The organism is Mesorhizobium sp. B2-3-11, from assembly GCF_006442215.1.
Lineage (GTDB): Bacteria > Pseudomonadota > Alphaproteobacteria > Rhizobiales > Rhizobiaceae > Mesorhizobium > Mesorhizobium salmacidum.
The window spans coordinates 200841-215238 of the sequence record NZ_VFVS01000003.1 but is presented as its reverse complement, the minus strand read 5'-3'; the positions used below and the strand labels follow the sequence as shown (position 1 = coordinate 215238).

Genomic DNA, 14398 nt, shown 5'->3' with positions numbered 1-14398 from the left:
GATCAGCGCTCCGCCACGGCTAGCGCCGCCTTTTCGTAGACATCGCGCATGGCCGCGGCCTGCCTCGCCAGCGTGTACCTGCGGCTTCGGCGAAGGGCGGCCTGGCCGAGCTCTCGCCTATGCCCGGCATCGCTGGAAAGACGATTGACGCAGGCAGCGAGATCGTGCGGGACGCGCGCGTCGAAGAACATCGCGGCCCCATCCCATATCTCGCGATAGGTCGAGATATCCGAGAGCACCAGGGGCGTTGCCGACATAGCCGCTTCCAGCGCCGCCAGACCGAACGGTTCGTAAAGCGACGGCGATACAAAAATGCCGGCGCGGGCCATCAAGGAGCGCACCTCGCTGTACGGTAGCGCCCCGAGAGAAACGGCGTGATTGACGGTGGCACGCTCGCCGTTCGGGCCGTGAATCGAACCGGCTGTAAAGATGGGCCATTGCGTCAACGAGGCGGCCTGGTCGACCGCCATCACGTTCTTTCCCTCGTCCCACCAACGGGCGGCGGCGAAGACCAGCGGCTGGCGGTTTTCGACGTTCGGGACGGGACGGGCGCCATTTCCGACGATGTGCAGGCGTGCGACCGGGCCATAGCAGGTCTCGAGCAGCTCGGCATGGCTGCGGCTCGGCGCGATGACGGCGTCGGCCCTGTCGAACCCGCGCTTGTTGCGCTCTTTCTGCCAGGTCCATGCGCTGTCCAACGCCTGCCCCCTGACGGAGTGGAACCATGTCGTTACGCATGAATGCGAGACCGCTATGACAGGGCAGGGCGCATCCAATCCCACTGCCTGCGTCGGCGCGTTGAGATGGACGACGTCGATGGCGTGGTCACGCATCAGCGCACGCAATTCCCCCGGCAAACCGTCGAGATCGCCGGCGTCGTGGGTCATCCAATCCAGCGGCGTGTTCAGCCAGATCAGCGTCGCGAAGGACCGCGCCTCTTCGGCCTGTCGCCCGGATGGTTGCGGTCCTAGCCCGGCGAACACGATGCTGTCGCCGCCGTTGACCAGTTCCCGGCCGAGATCAAGCGCATAGCGCCACACCCCGCCCATGGCGTCGACGGTCATCAGGATGCGGCGCTTGCGCGGCCTTAGTGTCCGCAACATGCCGCCTCCAGCTCCGCCAGCGGACGCGGGCGCTTTTCCTGGATGTCGCTGAACTTCTGGAACGAGGCGAGGTAATGGTCATGGGCGCGCTCCCAGGCGAGATCGTCGGGTTCGCCCCAAAGCTCGCGATAGCTGGGCGAACTCGGATAAGGATAAAGCGGTACGGGTTCATTGGCCCACACGCCCTTGTCGATCAGATGGGCTCGCCAGTAATCGACAAGGGCAGGATCGTCCTCGACGACACCGATCAGATTGGCCTGGACGAAGGGAACGTGGCGTCTGGCCTTGACCAGCAGCGCGGCCAGTTCCTCGGTGCCCAGCCGGCAGCGCTTCGCGAGCATCGCCCGCCCTTCCACCGTCAGGCTTTCGAGGCCGGCTTCGATGGAGACGCAGCCTGCCGCGCCCAGCAATTCCAGCAGCTCGGGTTTCCATAGATCGATGCGGGTCTGTACGCCGAATTTCACATCGCGCTCGACCAACGCCTCCAGCAACGCTTTTTGCGGCAGGAAAATCTCGTCGATGAAGTAGATATAGCCGACGCCTTGGGCAATCAGCCGATCGATTTCGGTCACCACCGTTTCGTGGTTCCGGCGGCGATAGGCATCGCGGAAATCGATCTTGGCGCAGAAGCTGCAATTGTAGGGACAGCCGCGTGACGCCTCGACCTCGGCGCCGAACCCATGCTGTTGGTCATCGAACCTATGATGGTGATGCGAATGGGCGGCGATCCAGTCGGATGGCCATTCAAGCGGGGGATGATCGACAAAGGAACTGACATGAACGCCGCCGTTCGAAACCAGACTGGCGTCCCGCAGATAAGCGGTCGAGTGCACCGCGCTCCAATCGTCGCGCAGGGCAAGTTCCGCGACGATTTCCTCGCATTCGCCGCGCACGACAATGTCGACGCCAAGCTTGCGCAGCGTCGGCGCCGGCGTCGCCGAACCATGCGGCCCGACCGCGACGGTGCGTCCGCCACGCCCGGCCAGACGATTGAGGAAATCGGCCGGCACGCGTAGCTCCGGCGGTGCGCAGCGCCAGAACAGATAAGTCGGCGCGGTGCTGACGACCGTCATCGCCGGCGCGAACTCAGTCACGCGTTCGCAGAGCCCGGAATTGTCGAGCTTCTGTAACTGCCCGTCCAGCAGCAGCACCTCATGGCCCGCCGCTTCGAGCATGGCTTTCGAATAGCCGAGTTCCAGCGGCAAATGGGGTTGGCGGCAGCCGAAATAGATGCTGTCGTCATACGTCCAGAAGGGATTGACCAGGGCTATTCTCATGCGACGTACCTCACGGCTTCAGGGCGAGGCTCGAGCCGGTGGCGCTGCAGCCAGTCGGCAAGATCGCGAATGCCCTGGCGCCACGCGACCTGCGCCTTCCAGCCAAGCGCGGCCTCGATCTTGCGGGTATCGGCGACGAAGAAGGGCTGGTCGCCGGTCCGTTCCCCATCGTGGCGGATCGAAAGCTCACGGCCGGTCAGGCCGCCGATCTCGCTCAACAGCATACGCAGACTGAGCGCATTTTCTGGTCCGCCGCCAAGATTGAATGCCTGGCCCCTGGCGGTCTCGATCTGGTCCAGCACGGCCCTGTAGGCGGCGACCGCATCCGAGACGTGCAGGATGTCGCGCACCTGCCTGCCGTCGCCGTAGATGGTGATTTGCCGTCCCGTCAGGGCGCTGAGCAGGAAGTGCGCCACCCAGCCCTGGTCCTCGGTTCCAAACTGGCGCGGTCCGTAGATGCAACTCATCCGCAGCACCGCCGTCGGCATGCCGTAGGATTTGGCATAGTCGAGCACATACTGGTCCGCCGCACCCTTGGAGCAGCCATAAGGTGTGCAGAAATCCAGGCCGCGGGCCTCATCGATGCCGCCGGCCTGGATGGCGCTGTCGCAAGGTGTGTAGCGGTCGCCGTCCTCGCGAACCGCGACATCGGGAAGGCTGCCATAGACCTTGTTGGTGCTGGCGAAAACCACCGGGATGCGCTCGCCGCTCAGTCGCGCCGCTTCCAGCACGTTGAACGTTCCCCGAAGGTTGATGTCGAAATCCTCGTCCGGCCGGACCAGGCTCGTGGTGACGGCCGTTTGCGCGGCCAGATGGAAGATCGCCTTGGACCTCATCAGAACCGGCGCCAGGGCATTGGCGTCCCGCACATCGATGGTCTCGACGGTAAGGCGGCCGCCATGTTTCTGGGCCAGCCATTCAAGGTTCTGTTCGACGCCGGGACGGCTGAAATTGTCGACCACCAGCACCGGTTCGCCATCCGACAACAGGCTGTCGGCCAGGTTCGATCCTATGAAGCCGCTGCCGCCGACGATGGCGACCGGCGCTTCGCGACGGTTGCGTGCGCCCGGGCTCATGACACCAACCCACGCTCTTCGAGCTCGCGCTTCATTTCGGCGCCGCGGTCGATGGCCGCCGTGTTGCGCACCCAGGAAACGAAATCGCCGAGAGAGTTCTCCAATCGGCGGCCCGGTTCGAAGCCGAGCAGCTCACGTGCCTTGGAAATATCGGCGAAGCAGTTGCGTATATCGCCGGAGCGCGCCTTGCCGAGCAGCTCAGGCGAGCGGTTCGGGGTTCCCATGGCCTCTGCCAGCAATCGCGCGACTTCGCTGATCGCATAGGCCCGGCCGCTGCCGATGTTGATGACGTGGCCCTTTGCCTGACGTTGTTGCAGCGCAAGGCGAAAGGCGCGGGCGACGTCCTGCACATGAACGAAATCGCGCTTCTGTTCGCCATCCTCGAAGATCATCGGCCGTTGGCCATTGGCGAGACGTGAAGCGAAGTTGGCCAGCACGCCGGTATAGGGATTTGATAGTGCCTGGCCGGCACCGAAGACATTGAACAGGCGCAGCGCGACCGCATCGATGCCGTACGCGTCGCCGAAGATCAGCACGGCGCGCTCCTGGGCGTATTTCGTCAGCGCGTAGATCGAGGCGAGATCGACCGGTTTTTCTTCGTCTGTCGGCACCGGCGAAAGGGGTTCGCCTTCCGGCGACAGCGGATTCCACTGTCCGCTTTTGATGTCGCTCGGCTTGCGCCGGGCATTGTCGATGCGCCGGCCGTCGGGCGTGGCATAAAGACCCTCGCCATAGACGCTCATCGACGAGGCTACGACGATCCGCTCGACCGGGTGTTTGATCAACGCCTCGAGCAGCGTCGCCGTGCCGAGGTCGTTGGTGCCGACATAGCGCGCGATCTCGTACATCGATTGTCCGACGCCCACTTCCGACGCGAGGTGAATGACAGCGTCGACGCCTTCCAGCGCCTCGGTAACGGCCTCGCGGTCGCGGACGTCGCCCTTGATCAGTTCGGCTCCGGCGGGAAGCGCGATCGCTTCGCCCGCATGCACCTGCTCGAGCAAGGCGTCGAGAATGCGAACCGAATAATCCTGAGCGATGAGTTCTTGTGTGACGTGGCGGCCTATGAAGCCGCAGCCTCCTGTAACCAATATGCGTTTCACGACGACTCCTCGGACAAGTGACCTCGGCGCCCCGAACTTTTCGGCAAAAGGTTTGTTCCCTGTGCTTCAACAAAGTTCCCTTTGAGACCTTCGTGCGAAGCAAGACATCGCCGTCAGCCCCGTGATGCTGGAACATTGCCGCCGGTGTGCTGTTAGGACGCTCGACAGCCGCTGTGACGCCGACAGCGCGAGGCCCGATGATCAAGGAGATTTCAATGTCGCAGTCCCAGACGACCACCAATCACGACGAAATTCGCAAATGGGCCGAGGAGCGTCAGGGCCGGCCAGCGGTGGTTCGCACCAAGGGCGAGGGCGGCATCCTGCGGATCGACTTCGGCGAGCCCGAGGAAGCATTCGAGCCCATCGATTGGGACGAGTTCTTCCGAATATTCGACGAGAATGATCTGGCCTTCCTGTATCAGGCCAAGACCAGCGACGGAAAAGCCAGCCGCTTCAACAAATTCGTCGAGCGCGATCGCAAGGGTTGAGAAGGCTGGCCTGGCAGCTGATCCTGGCCGATCCAGAAAATCTCGAAACTCGATGGAACAATCGACGGCTCCATTGCTTCGGGCGCTGAGCCAGAAAGGCGATCCGGCAAAATCAGGCCCCTGAACACAGTTGCGGATGACAGACGATCGCAACCCCCAAGGGAAGCGACTTAGCCTCGGGCTCGGAGGACAAAATTCAATGCATCAGCTTCGCGCCGTGGTCCTTCACCACCTCTCGCATGATGTCGTTGAGCCAGTTTTCGGTCGACTGGCCAAGCCGCCTGTGGTCGATGTTCCGGATCGCTTGCTCGAGTGTCCTCTCAACCAGCCGGTCGGATGCGTTGACATCTCCCAGCAAAAGACGCGCCGCCAGCCGCAGTTTGGGCAAAAGCGCGAAGACGTCGTCTGGCGGAGGGGGCACGGCGATGCCAGCTCGTTCCGACGCCTGCGCCGGAAAAAGGGCATTGAACACTGCCTTGCTGCCCGAGGATTTTCGCAAATTGCTGGCGTAGCGAAGATGTTCGGGAATGGCGATGTCGTTATCGCCGCTGAAGAACACGAAAGGGATGCCCCGACGCATCAACTTGTCCGCGATGGGAAACACGCGTCGGCCGTTGAGATTGACGTCCAGGATTGCAGCTTCGGCCTGATCGGTGTGTTCGGAAGCCTGCTCGACGGTGGCTGCGGGTCCGAGGATGATGGCGCCCATATTGCTGAAAAACCGTGCGAGATCTCCCGCCACCGCCCATTCGTCTTCGACAATCAGAATGTGCAATCCCCGCAGATCGCGCACGTCGTCATCCTTTCTTCGAACGGAGTTTAGGATGCAGAGAAGCCGTTTCCCATTTTCTGTGATCCAGCGCCGCCTGCAATCGTTTCGCAAGCACCAGCATGCGATCCGGGACGGGCCCTGCATCGAGATATTTGATTGATTGAGGCGGCGCCATTGGTGCCAGGAGCTTCATGCCAGCTGAGCGTTTTGTCATTGAACCACCATGGGTGTTCAACGTCATCCGTGCTGTCTTGTTCCATTCTGCCTGCGCGCTATATGGTTATGTCCTGTCCGAACCGACCTTGAGGGAGTTCATGTCGGGTCGGGGGAAGAGGGATATGCCGTGACAGCGCAATCAATCAAGTTCCCCATCGTCGGCGTCGGCGCGTCCGCGGGTGGCATTCCCGCGATGGAAGGGCTGTTCAAGGGCATCGCCGGTCAGCCAAGAATGGCGTTCGTGATCATCACGCACCTCAGTCCCAAGCGCAACAGCCTGCTGCATGAGGTTATCGACCGCTATACCGAGATGCCTGTCATGGTGGTCGAGGACGGCATGGCTGTCGAACCCGACCACGTCTATGTGATGCCGGAAAACGTCACTGTCGTCATCGAGAAGGGCGTGCTGCACCTTAGGCGGCCCAATGGGCTTACCCAAGAGCGTAAACCCGTCGATATCTTCTTCAGCGCACTGGCCGAGGACCAGGGCGAATATGCGGTCGGCGTCATTCTGTCGGGCGGCGATTCCGATGGAACCTTGGGCGTCAAGGCCATCAAGGAGCGGGGCGGGCTCACCGTGGCGCAAGCGGCTGACGGCTACGGTCCGCGCAATCCCGACATGCCGCAGAGCGCCATTGCCAGCGGGCTCATCGACGTCGCCGTGCCTGCCGAGGAGATTGGGGCGAAGCTGGAGGCTTACGCCCGCGGCTTCGACGCGCTGGACGGGCTGACGAACGAAGAGGACGTTCATACGGCCGACATAGATCAGGTCCGCGAACAGATATACGGGATCTTGCGCAGCCACTCCGGTCATGACTTTTCAGGTTATAAAACCAAGACCTTCCTGCGCCGGATCAAGCGGCGCATGCAGATCGCCCAGATTCAGTCCATCGGAGCCTATATCGATTGGCTGAAGAAGGACCCTCGCGAGGTGATGAACCTGTTTCGCGATCTGCTGATCAATGTTACCAACTTCTTCCGCGATCCCGACGCCTTCGAATTGCTCGAACAAAAGATCGTCCCGCGGCTGTTCGACGGCAAGACGGCGAGCGATACCGTCAGGGTCTGGATTCCAGGCTGCGCCACAGGCGAAGAGGTGTTCTCCATCGGCATCCTGCTGCGCGAACACATGGAAACGCTTTCGGCCGTGCCTCGCGTCCAGATTTTCGCGACCGACATAGACGAGCCGGCGCTGGCGGTGGCGCGCGCGGCACGCTATCCCGAAGCGTTGATGCAAGGACTTTCCCCGGAACGCAAACAGCGGTTTTTCACCGGCGATGGCGAAACGTACGTCCTCAGCAACGAGATCCGGGAACTGTGCATCTTCTCGCCACATAGCGTCATTCGCGATCCGCCCTTCTCGCGCATGGATCTGGTTTCGTGCCGTAACCTGTTGATCTATTTCGGCCCAGCCATTCAAAGCCGCGTTCTTCCTGTCTTCCACTATTCGCTGAAGCCCGGTGGTTATCTTTTCCTCGGCACCTCTGAGAGCGTCGGGCAGCACGAAAATCTGTTTGCCACCGTCGACAAGAAACATCGCCTCTTCCAGGCACGGGAGCATGTTTCGCCGCACATCAGGCTGCCGGCCCTGATCGGAGATGTTCCTTCCGGCGTTTTTCCCGCCGAAACCGCTGGCTTGAAGAAGGGAACTGTCGGCTATCCGCTGCGCCAGGCTGTCGAGGCGCAGGTGCTGGAGCGGTTCGCGCCGCCGCATGTCCTCGTCAATGCCGAAGGCGACGTCGTCTACTATTCGGCGAGGACCGGCAGATTCCTCGAAGCGCCGCAAGGTATTCCCAGCCGGCAGTTGCTGACGATGGCGCGCCGCGGGCTTCGGCTGGATCTGCGCGCCGCATTGAGGGAGGCGACGACGACACGCCGCACGGTCGTGCGGGATAACCTCGCTGTCGAGGAAGACGACGAACGCGTACAACCGATCAGGCTGACGATCGAGCCGCTCGCCGAGAGGGGCAATGGTGAGCCGCTTTACCTTGTGCTCTTCGAGCCGTCGGGACCGACGCAGGCCCGATCCGATGAGGACGGCGGCAGTCGTGACAGCGACAGCACCGCCGATCTCGAGCGGGAGCTGCGCGACACAAGAGAGCGCCTTCAATCCACCATCGAGGAATACGAGACGGCGCTCGAAGAGGTGAAATCCTCGAACGAGGAACTCGTCTCCGTCAATGAAGAGGCGCAATCCACCAATGAGGAACTCGAAGCGTCCAAGGAGGAGATGCAGTCGCTCAACGAAGAGCTCAACACGATCAACGCGGAGTTGACCAGCAAGATAGAAGAGCTCGATCACGCCAACAGCGATCTGCGGAACCTGTTCGAAAGCACCGATATCGCGACCATTTTTCTCGACCGCAGTCTTGTGGTGCGGACCTTCACGCCGGCGGCCTCATCCTTCTTCAGCCTGCGCCCCTCCGACGTCGGCCGGCCGTTGACGGATCTGTCGAGCCAACTCGATTACCCCGAGTTGAAGCAGCACATCGACAAGGTGTTCGAGACAGGCGAGACCCTGAACCACCATCTTGCGCGCGATTCCAGGGGCCTGTTTCATATGGTCCGCATCAACCCCTATCGGGACAAGGGCAACAGGATACAGGGCGTCGTGGTGACACTGGTCGACGTTACCACCCTGGCGCGGGCGGAAGAGCATCAGCAGGTGCTCATCTCGGAGCTGAACCATCGCGTCAAGAATATGCTGGCGGTGATCGCCAGCATCGCCAACCGCATGCGGGACAGTTCCGATACGAAGGAAGAGTTCGCGGACGCGTTGATCGGTCGGCTGCACGCCATGTCCCGGGCCTACGGACTGCTGACCCGCGAGAAGTGGAAAGAGGCTTCGGTCAAGGAATTGCTCCACCAGGAACTCGAACCGTTCGGCATCGAACGGATCGAACTCGATGGCGACGACGTTAAACTCGGCCCGCAACAAGGGCTTTCCCTCAGCATGGCCATTCATGAACTGGCCACCAATGCGGCCAAGTATGGCGCCTTGTCCAAGCCCCGAGGCAGGATCGGCGTCAAATGGGCGATGGATGGCGACAATTTCACGCTTGGCTGGCGCGAAAAGGACGGCCCTCCCGTCAGGGAGCCGTTGAACAATGGCTTTGGCCTGAACCTGTTGAAGGGGGAAATCGGCTACAGGCTCGGCGGCGATGTCGAGACCTCCTTCCGCAAGGACGGTCTCGAGGTTCAGATCGCTTTTTCGGCAAACCATAAGGACGCGCCATGAGCGACAGACCGCACGTTCTGGTGGTCGAGGACGAGTGGCTGATCGCAGAGGACGTCGCGTCTGACTTGCTTGCAGCGGGCTATCCCGTGGTCGGCCCTGTTTCGTCCGTTGCCGCCGCGCTTCAATTTGTCGAGGCGGACAAGGTCGACCTGGCGTTGCTGGATATTCAGCTCAACGGTGAAACGAGCCTGCCGGTCGCGGAAGTCTTGCTGGCTCGCGGCACTCCGTTCGCGTTCGTAACGGGCTTCGGGGAGCGTGATGTTCCTGTCCCGTTTCGAAACTGCAAATTCGTTGCAAAACCAGCAAGCGAGGCGGCCATCCTCACTGCCGTGGCTGACCTTGCGTCGCTTCGCGCAGCCAAGAAACGGTCGTGATTTCAAGCCAGCCGGTCGCGATCAATCCAGCGGCTTGTCGGTAGGCCGGGGCGTGTACTCGCCTGGCGTGGCCGGCCGGCATTTCGATTGGTGACCGGACTATCCAGCGGAACGCTCGACGGCCGGGATGCGCCGGCGGTCTTTGGCGGCTTTGCGCCGGCATCCGTTGCTTTGGCATCCCGCCTTGGGTGCGGCAGGCCACCGGCATTCGGCGATCGGACGGCGGGTTTCGAGGTTGAACCTTCCTTGGTCATTGTGGCTCCTTCCTTGCAAGGGAAAACATCTCATGTAGGCAGGTCAATCGTCGGCGCGATCGAAAGTTCCGCGACCGCAACGACGCCACGCTGCCGAGGGCGGCACGAGTAAGGACGGAGCAGTTCTTGTGCCCGTGTGGATGTCCCAGCCATGCGGCTGCAAACGTCTTGCAGAGATCGGATACGGCTTCGAGGTTGGCCCCATGCGTGATCACGAAGGACGCGTCGATCGCGCCGTTCTGGACCTTGGCCAAAAGCGGATCTTCCGTTCAGGCGCGAACAACTCGAATAAGGCGAAGCGGAACAACTGACGTCGATGCAGGTTCGGTGTCGTGCGGCGTCGTCGCTCCCCTTGTTTGACGCTGCACGATCGGGTTCCCCTCAGCCTGATCAGCCCGCGCGCTCCCTTGCTGGGAGGCGCGGGCTTTTCCGTCAGCCGAGCGATCGTGTTTTGAATTCGGGCGGAACAACCCACTCGTTCGGCAGTTCGGCGCGCAGGAGAACCGAAATGCACTATGCCGATGAAATCGCGCTCAGGCGCGTGAAGATGCTGGTCGAACAATATGTTCTCGCCAGAAGCAGGAGGTATGATTTTGTCTCGACCGAGCTGGCGTGCCGGGCCATCCGTCAGGTGGTTCGCAGCCCGATCGAAGATACCGAACTCGATCATTTGCTGGCCCGAAGTGCGGTCAAACAGGGACTTTCCGTGCGGTTCGATCGAATAGGTCACTTGTCGGCTGCTTTACCCGAACTCATTGGGGAAAAGTCAGTATGAGAGCCTTATGGTCACTGTGTGCGGCATCGGCGTTGCTCGCCTTGGCGGCGTGCAACAACAATGCCGACCCCGTCAAATCCAAGACGGATACGACGAACAGCCAGCCTGTCGACAAGAATCCGGCGACGGATACCAATCCGACACCACAGACCAGTACTGGCGGGGACCAGCAAGGCACGCAGCCAACGCAGCCGGCATCGCCCAAGCCGCCTGGCGGTTAAGAGCCATCCGGTCCAGGTGGGCCGCTGCTTGTCCGGGTTTGTGACGCCGCCGGGAAAATACGAAGCGACGCCAGTCTGGTTTCAGCCAATAATTCTGACTGGAACGGATTTAACGGCGGGAACGTGGGCTTTCTTGGCGCGGTGCCAGAGGGGCACCAGAGGGTTGAGTTCTGGATAATAGCCGGCGCAGTTGCCTTCAGGCACCGAATAGGATGTCACGCGCAAGCCCCGGACGCGCCGCTCGACACCGTCATCCGCATGGGTTTCGAGATCGATCTGCTGCCCCGCGGTCAATCCGAACCGTTGGATGTCGGCCTCGTTCATCAGCAAGACCATGCGTGTGCCATGGATGCCGCGCAGCCTGTCATCATAACCGTAGACAGTTGTGTTGAACTGGTCATTGGAACGCACCGTTATCAGCGTCAGGACCTTGTACCCGGATACATCGATGTCGGGATTCGTCTCGAGCGTCGTCGGCAGCTTGAAATTGGCCTTCTTGTTCGGCGTCTCCCAAACTCGCTTCGACGCCTTGATGTCGCGATGAAAGCCTCCCGGCGTCAGGAACCGTTTGTTGAACTGGCGAAAATGCTGAGGGATGCAGCGTTCGATCTCATCGCGAATGCGGGAATAGTCGGCAACCCACTCGTCCCAAGGAATCGAGCTCGTGCCCGGTACGGTAGCTTTGGCCAGCTCGGCAACGATCTTCGGCTCTGAAAGCAGATTTGGCGAAGCTGGCGGGCGCGATCCGAAGGAGCCATGGATGCAGGCGGTGGAATCCTCCACGGAAACCGTCTGATCGCCGCTTTCCTGGCGGTCTCTCTCCAGCCGCGACAGGCAAGGCAACAGATAAGTTACCGCCCCGGGGATGAGATGACTGCGGTTGAGCTTGGTCGCGATCTCGACATGCAGGCCAAGTCCCCGCCAGGCTTTCTCGACCAGGCCGGTTTCAGGCACGGCGCGCACGAAATTACCCCCCAGGCCGATAAAGCCCTTCACGGAGCCGGCAATGACGCCTTCGCAGGTCTCGACCGTATCGAGGCCTTTTTCGCGCGGGGGCTCGAAAGCATAGAATTCCGCGAATTTGTCGAGTGGAACGAGCTCAGGTTTTTCAGATATGCCGACGGTGCGCTGGCCCTGGACGTTGGAGTGACCACGCAGCGGCGAAATGCCGGCACCGGGCTTTCCGATGTTGCCACGCATCAGCAGCAGATTGCAAAGCATCTGAACGTTCTCGGTGCCATGCCTGTGCTGCGTCAGGCCCATCCCGTAATTGCCGATCACCGCATTGGAGCGGCCGTAGACTTCAGCCACATGCTCCAGATCCGCTCGCGCGATGCCCGACCGTGTGACGATGTCTTTCCACTCGGCAGCGCGTAAATAGGCTTCGAACTCAGCAAAACCATGCGTGTGTTCGGCAAGGAACTCGACATCGAGGACACGCGAATTTCCATTCTCCCGAGCCGCGTCGTCGAGTGCCAGCACCGCCTTGGCAATCCCGGTCATTGCGGCAATGTCGCCGCCGCTGCGGATCTGGAAGAAGTCGCTGGACATCTTGGTGCCGGGGCCTGGCGACAACATCTCGACGGGATCCTGCGGATTCTTGAAGCGCTTGAGCCCTCGCTCCGGCAAGGGATTGAAGGTGAAGACCGGCACGTCGCGTTGACGAGCCTCCTGCAGCGGGTGCAATAGCCGCGGCGCCGTCACGCCGGTGTTGTGGCCGAAGAAGAACATCATGTCGCATTTGGAAAAGTCTTCGAGCTGCACGGTCCCAACCGGCGAGCCGATCGACTCGGGAAGTCCGACCGAGGTCGATTCGTGACACATGTTGGAAGAATCGGGCAGGTTCGACGAACCGTAGATGCGGGCGAAGAGCTGATACATGAATGAAGCTTCCAGCGAGGCGCGGCCGGATGTGTAGAAGACGACCGACTTCGGATCGAGCCGCCGAAGTTCCATGCCGATCTCGGCAAAGGCTTCATCCCAGGAAATCGGCTCATAGCGATCGGTGACAGCGTTGTAGCGCAGCGGATCCGTGAGCCTGCCTTGCTTTTCCAGGTCGCGATCCGGCCAATCGAGCAGGTCGGTGACCGAATGCCGTGCGAAGAAGTCCGGACCGCAACGCAGCTTCGTCTGATCCCACATGGTGGCCTTGGCGCCATTTTCGCAAAACTCGAAGGGCCGCGGCTCCGCTGGCTTGGCCCATGAGCAGGAAACGCACATGTAGCCGTCTGCCTTGTTCTGCTTGAGCAGCGTGCTCCATATTCCCGACATCAGCAGGCCTTCGCCATATGCCTTGCGGATCAAGGAGGACAGGGACCCCCATCCGCCCGTCGGGTGGTCGTATTTCTTGATTTCGACATGATCGGTAACGGAGGGTTCCATGACGGTCGTCCTTGCGAATGCCAAATACCAAACCTCGCCCCTGCTTGATTGTTCCCGAGTTCGTGAGGCGAACGTCGCTGGTGCAATTCGGCCGCGCTTGCCAGGCGAACGATAACCGGTGCCTCGGCATCGGTTCGCGCCTGCGTGTGGAACTATTTTGGTCATTGGCTGTTCGGCAACGGAAGGGAGCAGCACGATGGAGCGACGCAACGCGGTAATCTCGCTGGCGATAGCCGCGGTCATTATCATCGGTTTCCTGATCGGTTTTCACTACGTTGACATGGGCTGGCGCACCTCGCCCCTGAAACGGGCGCCTGAGCAGAACCAGGGCGGCAACGCTCCCGCGGATACCTCTCCGGCCGCGGGCGTCCAGAAAAATCCCAAGGAAAATACCGAAATGCCGGGGCAGCAGTGATTGACCGCTACCCGACAAACGCAGCTTGGCTCACCAGTGTCGCTATCCTTCAAATGAACTCGGACGAGAGGACGTTGTGCTGTCAGATCCCACCGTTCTGATCCTGATGTATTTTCTTCTCCCGGTCTGGTTGGTCGCTGGTTTTGCAGACTGGCTCTGCCATCGCGCTTCGCATATCGAATCGACGACCGGCGCCAAGGAATCGTTGATCCATCTCCTGATGTTCATCGAGGTCGGCATACCGCTGCTTGCCGCCATGTTCCTCGACGTGAACGCCCTGGTCATGGCCATCATGATCGTCACCTTCTTCATTCATGAGGCCACCGCGATGTGGGACGTTCGCTACGCCACATCGGCGCGCACGGTAACGCCGATCGAACAGCATGTGCACAGCTTTCTGGAGATGATCCCGCTGATGGGGCTGGTCAGCGTCGTGTCCCTTCATTGGGGACAGTTTCTCGCATTGTTCGGGGCAGGACGGGAAACCGCGCGCTTTGATTTTGCCTGGAAATCGCAGCCGCTGCCGGTGACTTATATCGTCTGCGTGATGGCCGTGATCCTGCTTTTCGAACTGCTCCCTTATCTGGAAGAATTCGTCAGGGGGTTACGTGCCAATGCCGGCAGGCTCATTCCACCGAAAGCCAGACGACGCGACCCGGGCCAGACGACCTTGCGGTGAAGCGCTCAGCGGAAACGATGTCCCA

13 protein-coding genes are annotated in these 14398 nt (G+C 61.1%); 6 read left to right on the top strand and 7 right to left on the bottom strand.

Features of this window, described 5'->3' with window-relative positions:
* Positions 1-2 precede the first annotated feature (2 nt).
* The 4 genes from FJ960_RS06460 to FJ960_RS06445 are packed head-to-tail and all read right to left on the bottom strand — an operon-like array spanning position 3 to position 4559.
* Positions 3-1103 carry a glycosyltransferase family 4 protein gene (locus FJ960_RS06460; RefSeq protein ID WP_140712608.1) on the bottom strand — a complete coding sequence of 367 codons (1101 nt, stop codon included), beginning with the start codon at positions 1101-1103 and terminating at the stop codon, positions 3-5.
* Positions 1088-2380 carry a TIGR04295 family B12-binding domain-containing radical SAM protein gene (locus FJ960_RS06455; protein ID WP_140504018.1) on the bottom strand — a complete coding sequence of 431 codons (1293 nt, stop codon included), beginning with the start codon at positions 2378-2380 and terminating at the stop codon, positions 1088-1090. Before FJ960_RS06455 ends, FJ960_RS06460 begins: the two co-directional genes overlap by 16 nt.
* On the bottom strand, positions 2377-3456 hold the full coding sequence (locus FJ960_RS06450) for a GDP-mannose 4,6-dehydratase (RefSeq protein WP_140712606.1): 1080 nt from the start codon (positions 3454-3456) through the stop codon (positions 2377-2379). Before FJ960_RS06450 ends, FJ960_RS06455 begins: the two co-directional genes overlap by 4 nt.
* Complete coding sequence (locus FJ960_RS06445) at positions 3453-4559, bottom strand: NAD-dependent epimerase/dehydratase family protein (protein ID WP_140712604.1); 1107 nt, start codon at positions 4557-4559, stop codon at positions 3453-3455. Before FJ960_RS06445 ends, FJ960_RS06450 begins: the two co-directional genes overlap by 4 nt.
* 215 nt (positions 4560-4774) lie before the next feature.
* Here FJ960_RS06445 and FJ960_RS06440 point away from each other — a divergent pair, with 215 nt between their 5' ends.
* Entirely contained in the window at positions 4775-5047 is a 273-nt protein-coding gene (locus FJ960_RS06440) for a hypothetical protein (protein WP_027144343.1), read from the top strand.
* A 196-nt stretch (positions 5048-5243) separates the two neighbouring features.
* Here the strand turns inward: FJ960_RS06440 and FJ960_RS06435 are convergent, their stop codons facing one another.
* Positions 5244-5840 carry a response regulator gene (locus tag FJ960_RS06435; RefSeq protein ID WP_181174159.1) on the bottom strand — a complete coding sequence of 199 codons (597 nt, stop codon included), beginning with the start codon at positions 5838-5840 and terminating at the stop codon, positions 5244-5246.
* A 4-nt stretch (positions 5841-5844) separates the two neighbouring features.
* The gene (locus FJ960_RS29400; protein WP_181169730.1) at positions 5845-6060 is read right to left on the bottom strand and encodes a hypothetical protein; all 216 of its coding nucleotides are present in this window, start codon (positions 6058-6060) and stop codon (positions 5845-5847) included.
* Positions 6061-6162: 102 nt separating this feature from the next.
* Between FJ960_RS29400 and FJ960_RS06430 the strand changes: the two genes are divergently transcribed.
* From FJ960_RS06430 to FJ960_RS06415, 3 genes are all read left to right on the top strand, one after another.
* Entirely contained in the window at positions 6163-9273 is a 3111-nt protein-coding gene (locus FJ960_RS06430; RefSeq protein ID WP_140712602.1) for a CheR family methyltransferase, read from the top strand.
* On the top strand, positions 9270-9647 hold the full coding sequence (locus tag FJ960_RS06425) for a response regulator (RefSeq protein WP_140712600.1): 378 nt from the start codon (positions 9270-9272) through the stop codon (positions 9645-9647). Before FJ960_RS06430 ends, FJ960_RS06425 begins: the two co-directional genes overlap by 4 nt.
* Before the next feature lie 762 nt (positions 9648-10409).
* Positions 10410-10676: a hypothetical protein gene (locus tag FJ960_RS06415; protein ID WP_140712598.1), complete on the top strand. Its 267-nt coding sequence runs from the start codon at positions 10410-10412 to the stop codon at positions 10674-10676.
* 302 nt (positions 10677-10978) lie between these two features.
* Here the strand turns inward: FJ960_RS06415 and FJ960_RS06405 are convergent, their stop codons facing one another.
* Complete coding sequence (locus FJ960_RS06405) at positions 10979-13279, bottom strand: FdhF/YdeP family oxidoreductase (protein WP_140712596.1); 2301 nt, start codon at positions 13277-13279, stop codon at positions 10979-10981.
* Between the two features lie 196 nt (positions 13280-13475).
* Between FJ960_RS06405 and FJ960_RS06400 the strand changes: the two genes are divergently transcribed.
* Together FJ960_RS06400 and FJ960_RS06395 are read left to right on the top strand one after the other, a co-directional pair.
* Positions 13476-13694 (top strand): hypothetical protein, encoded by a 219-nt coding sequence (locus tag FJ960_RS06400; RefSeq protein WP_027144351.1) that lies wholly within the window; start codon positions 13476-13478, stop codon positions 13692-13694.
* Positions 13695-13770: 76 nt separating this feature from the next.
* The gene (locus tag FJ960_RS06395) at positions 13771-14373 is read left to right on the top strand and encodes a diguanylate cyclase (RefSeq protein ID WP_140712594.1); all 603 of its coding nucleotides are present in this window, start codon (positions 13771-13773) and stop codon (positions 14371-14373) included.
* The last annotated feature ends 25 nt before the right edge of the window (positions 14374-14398 follow it).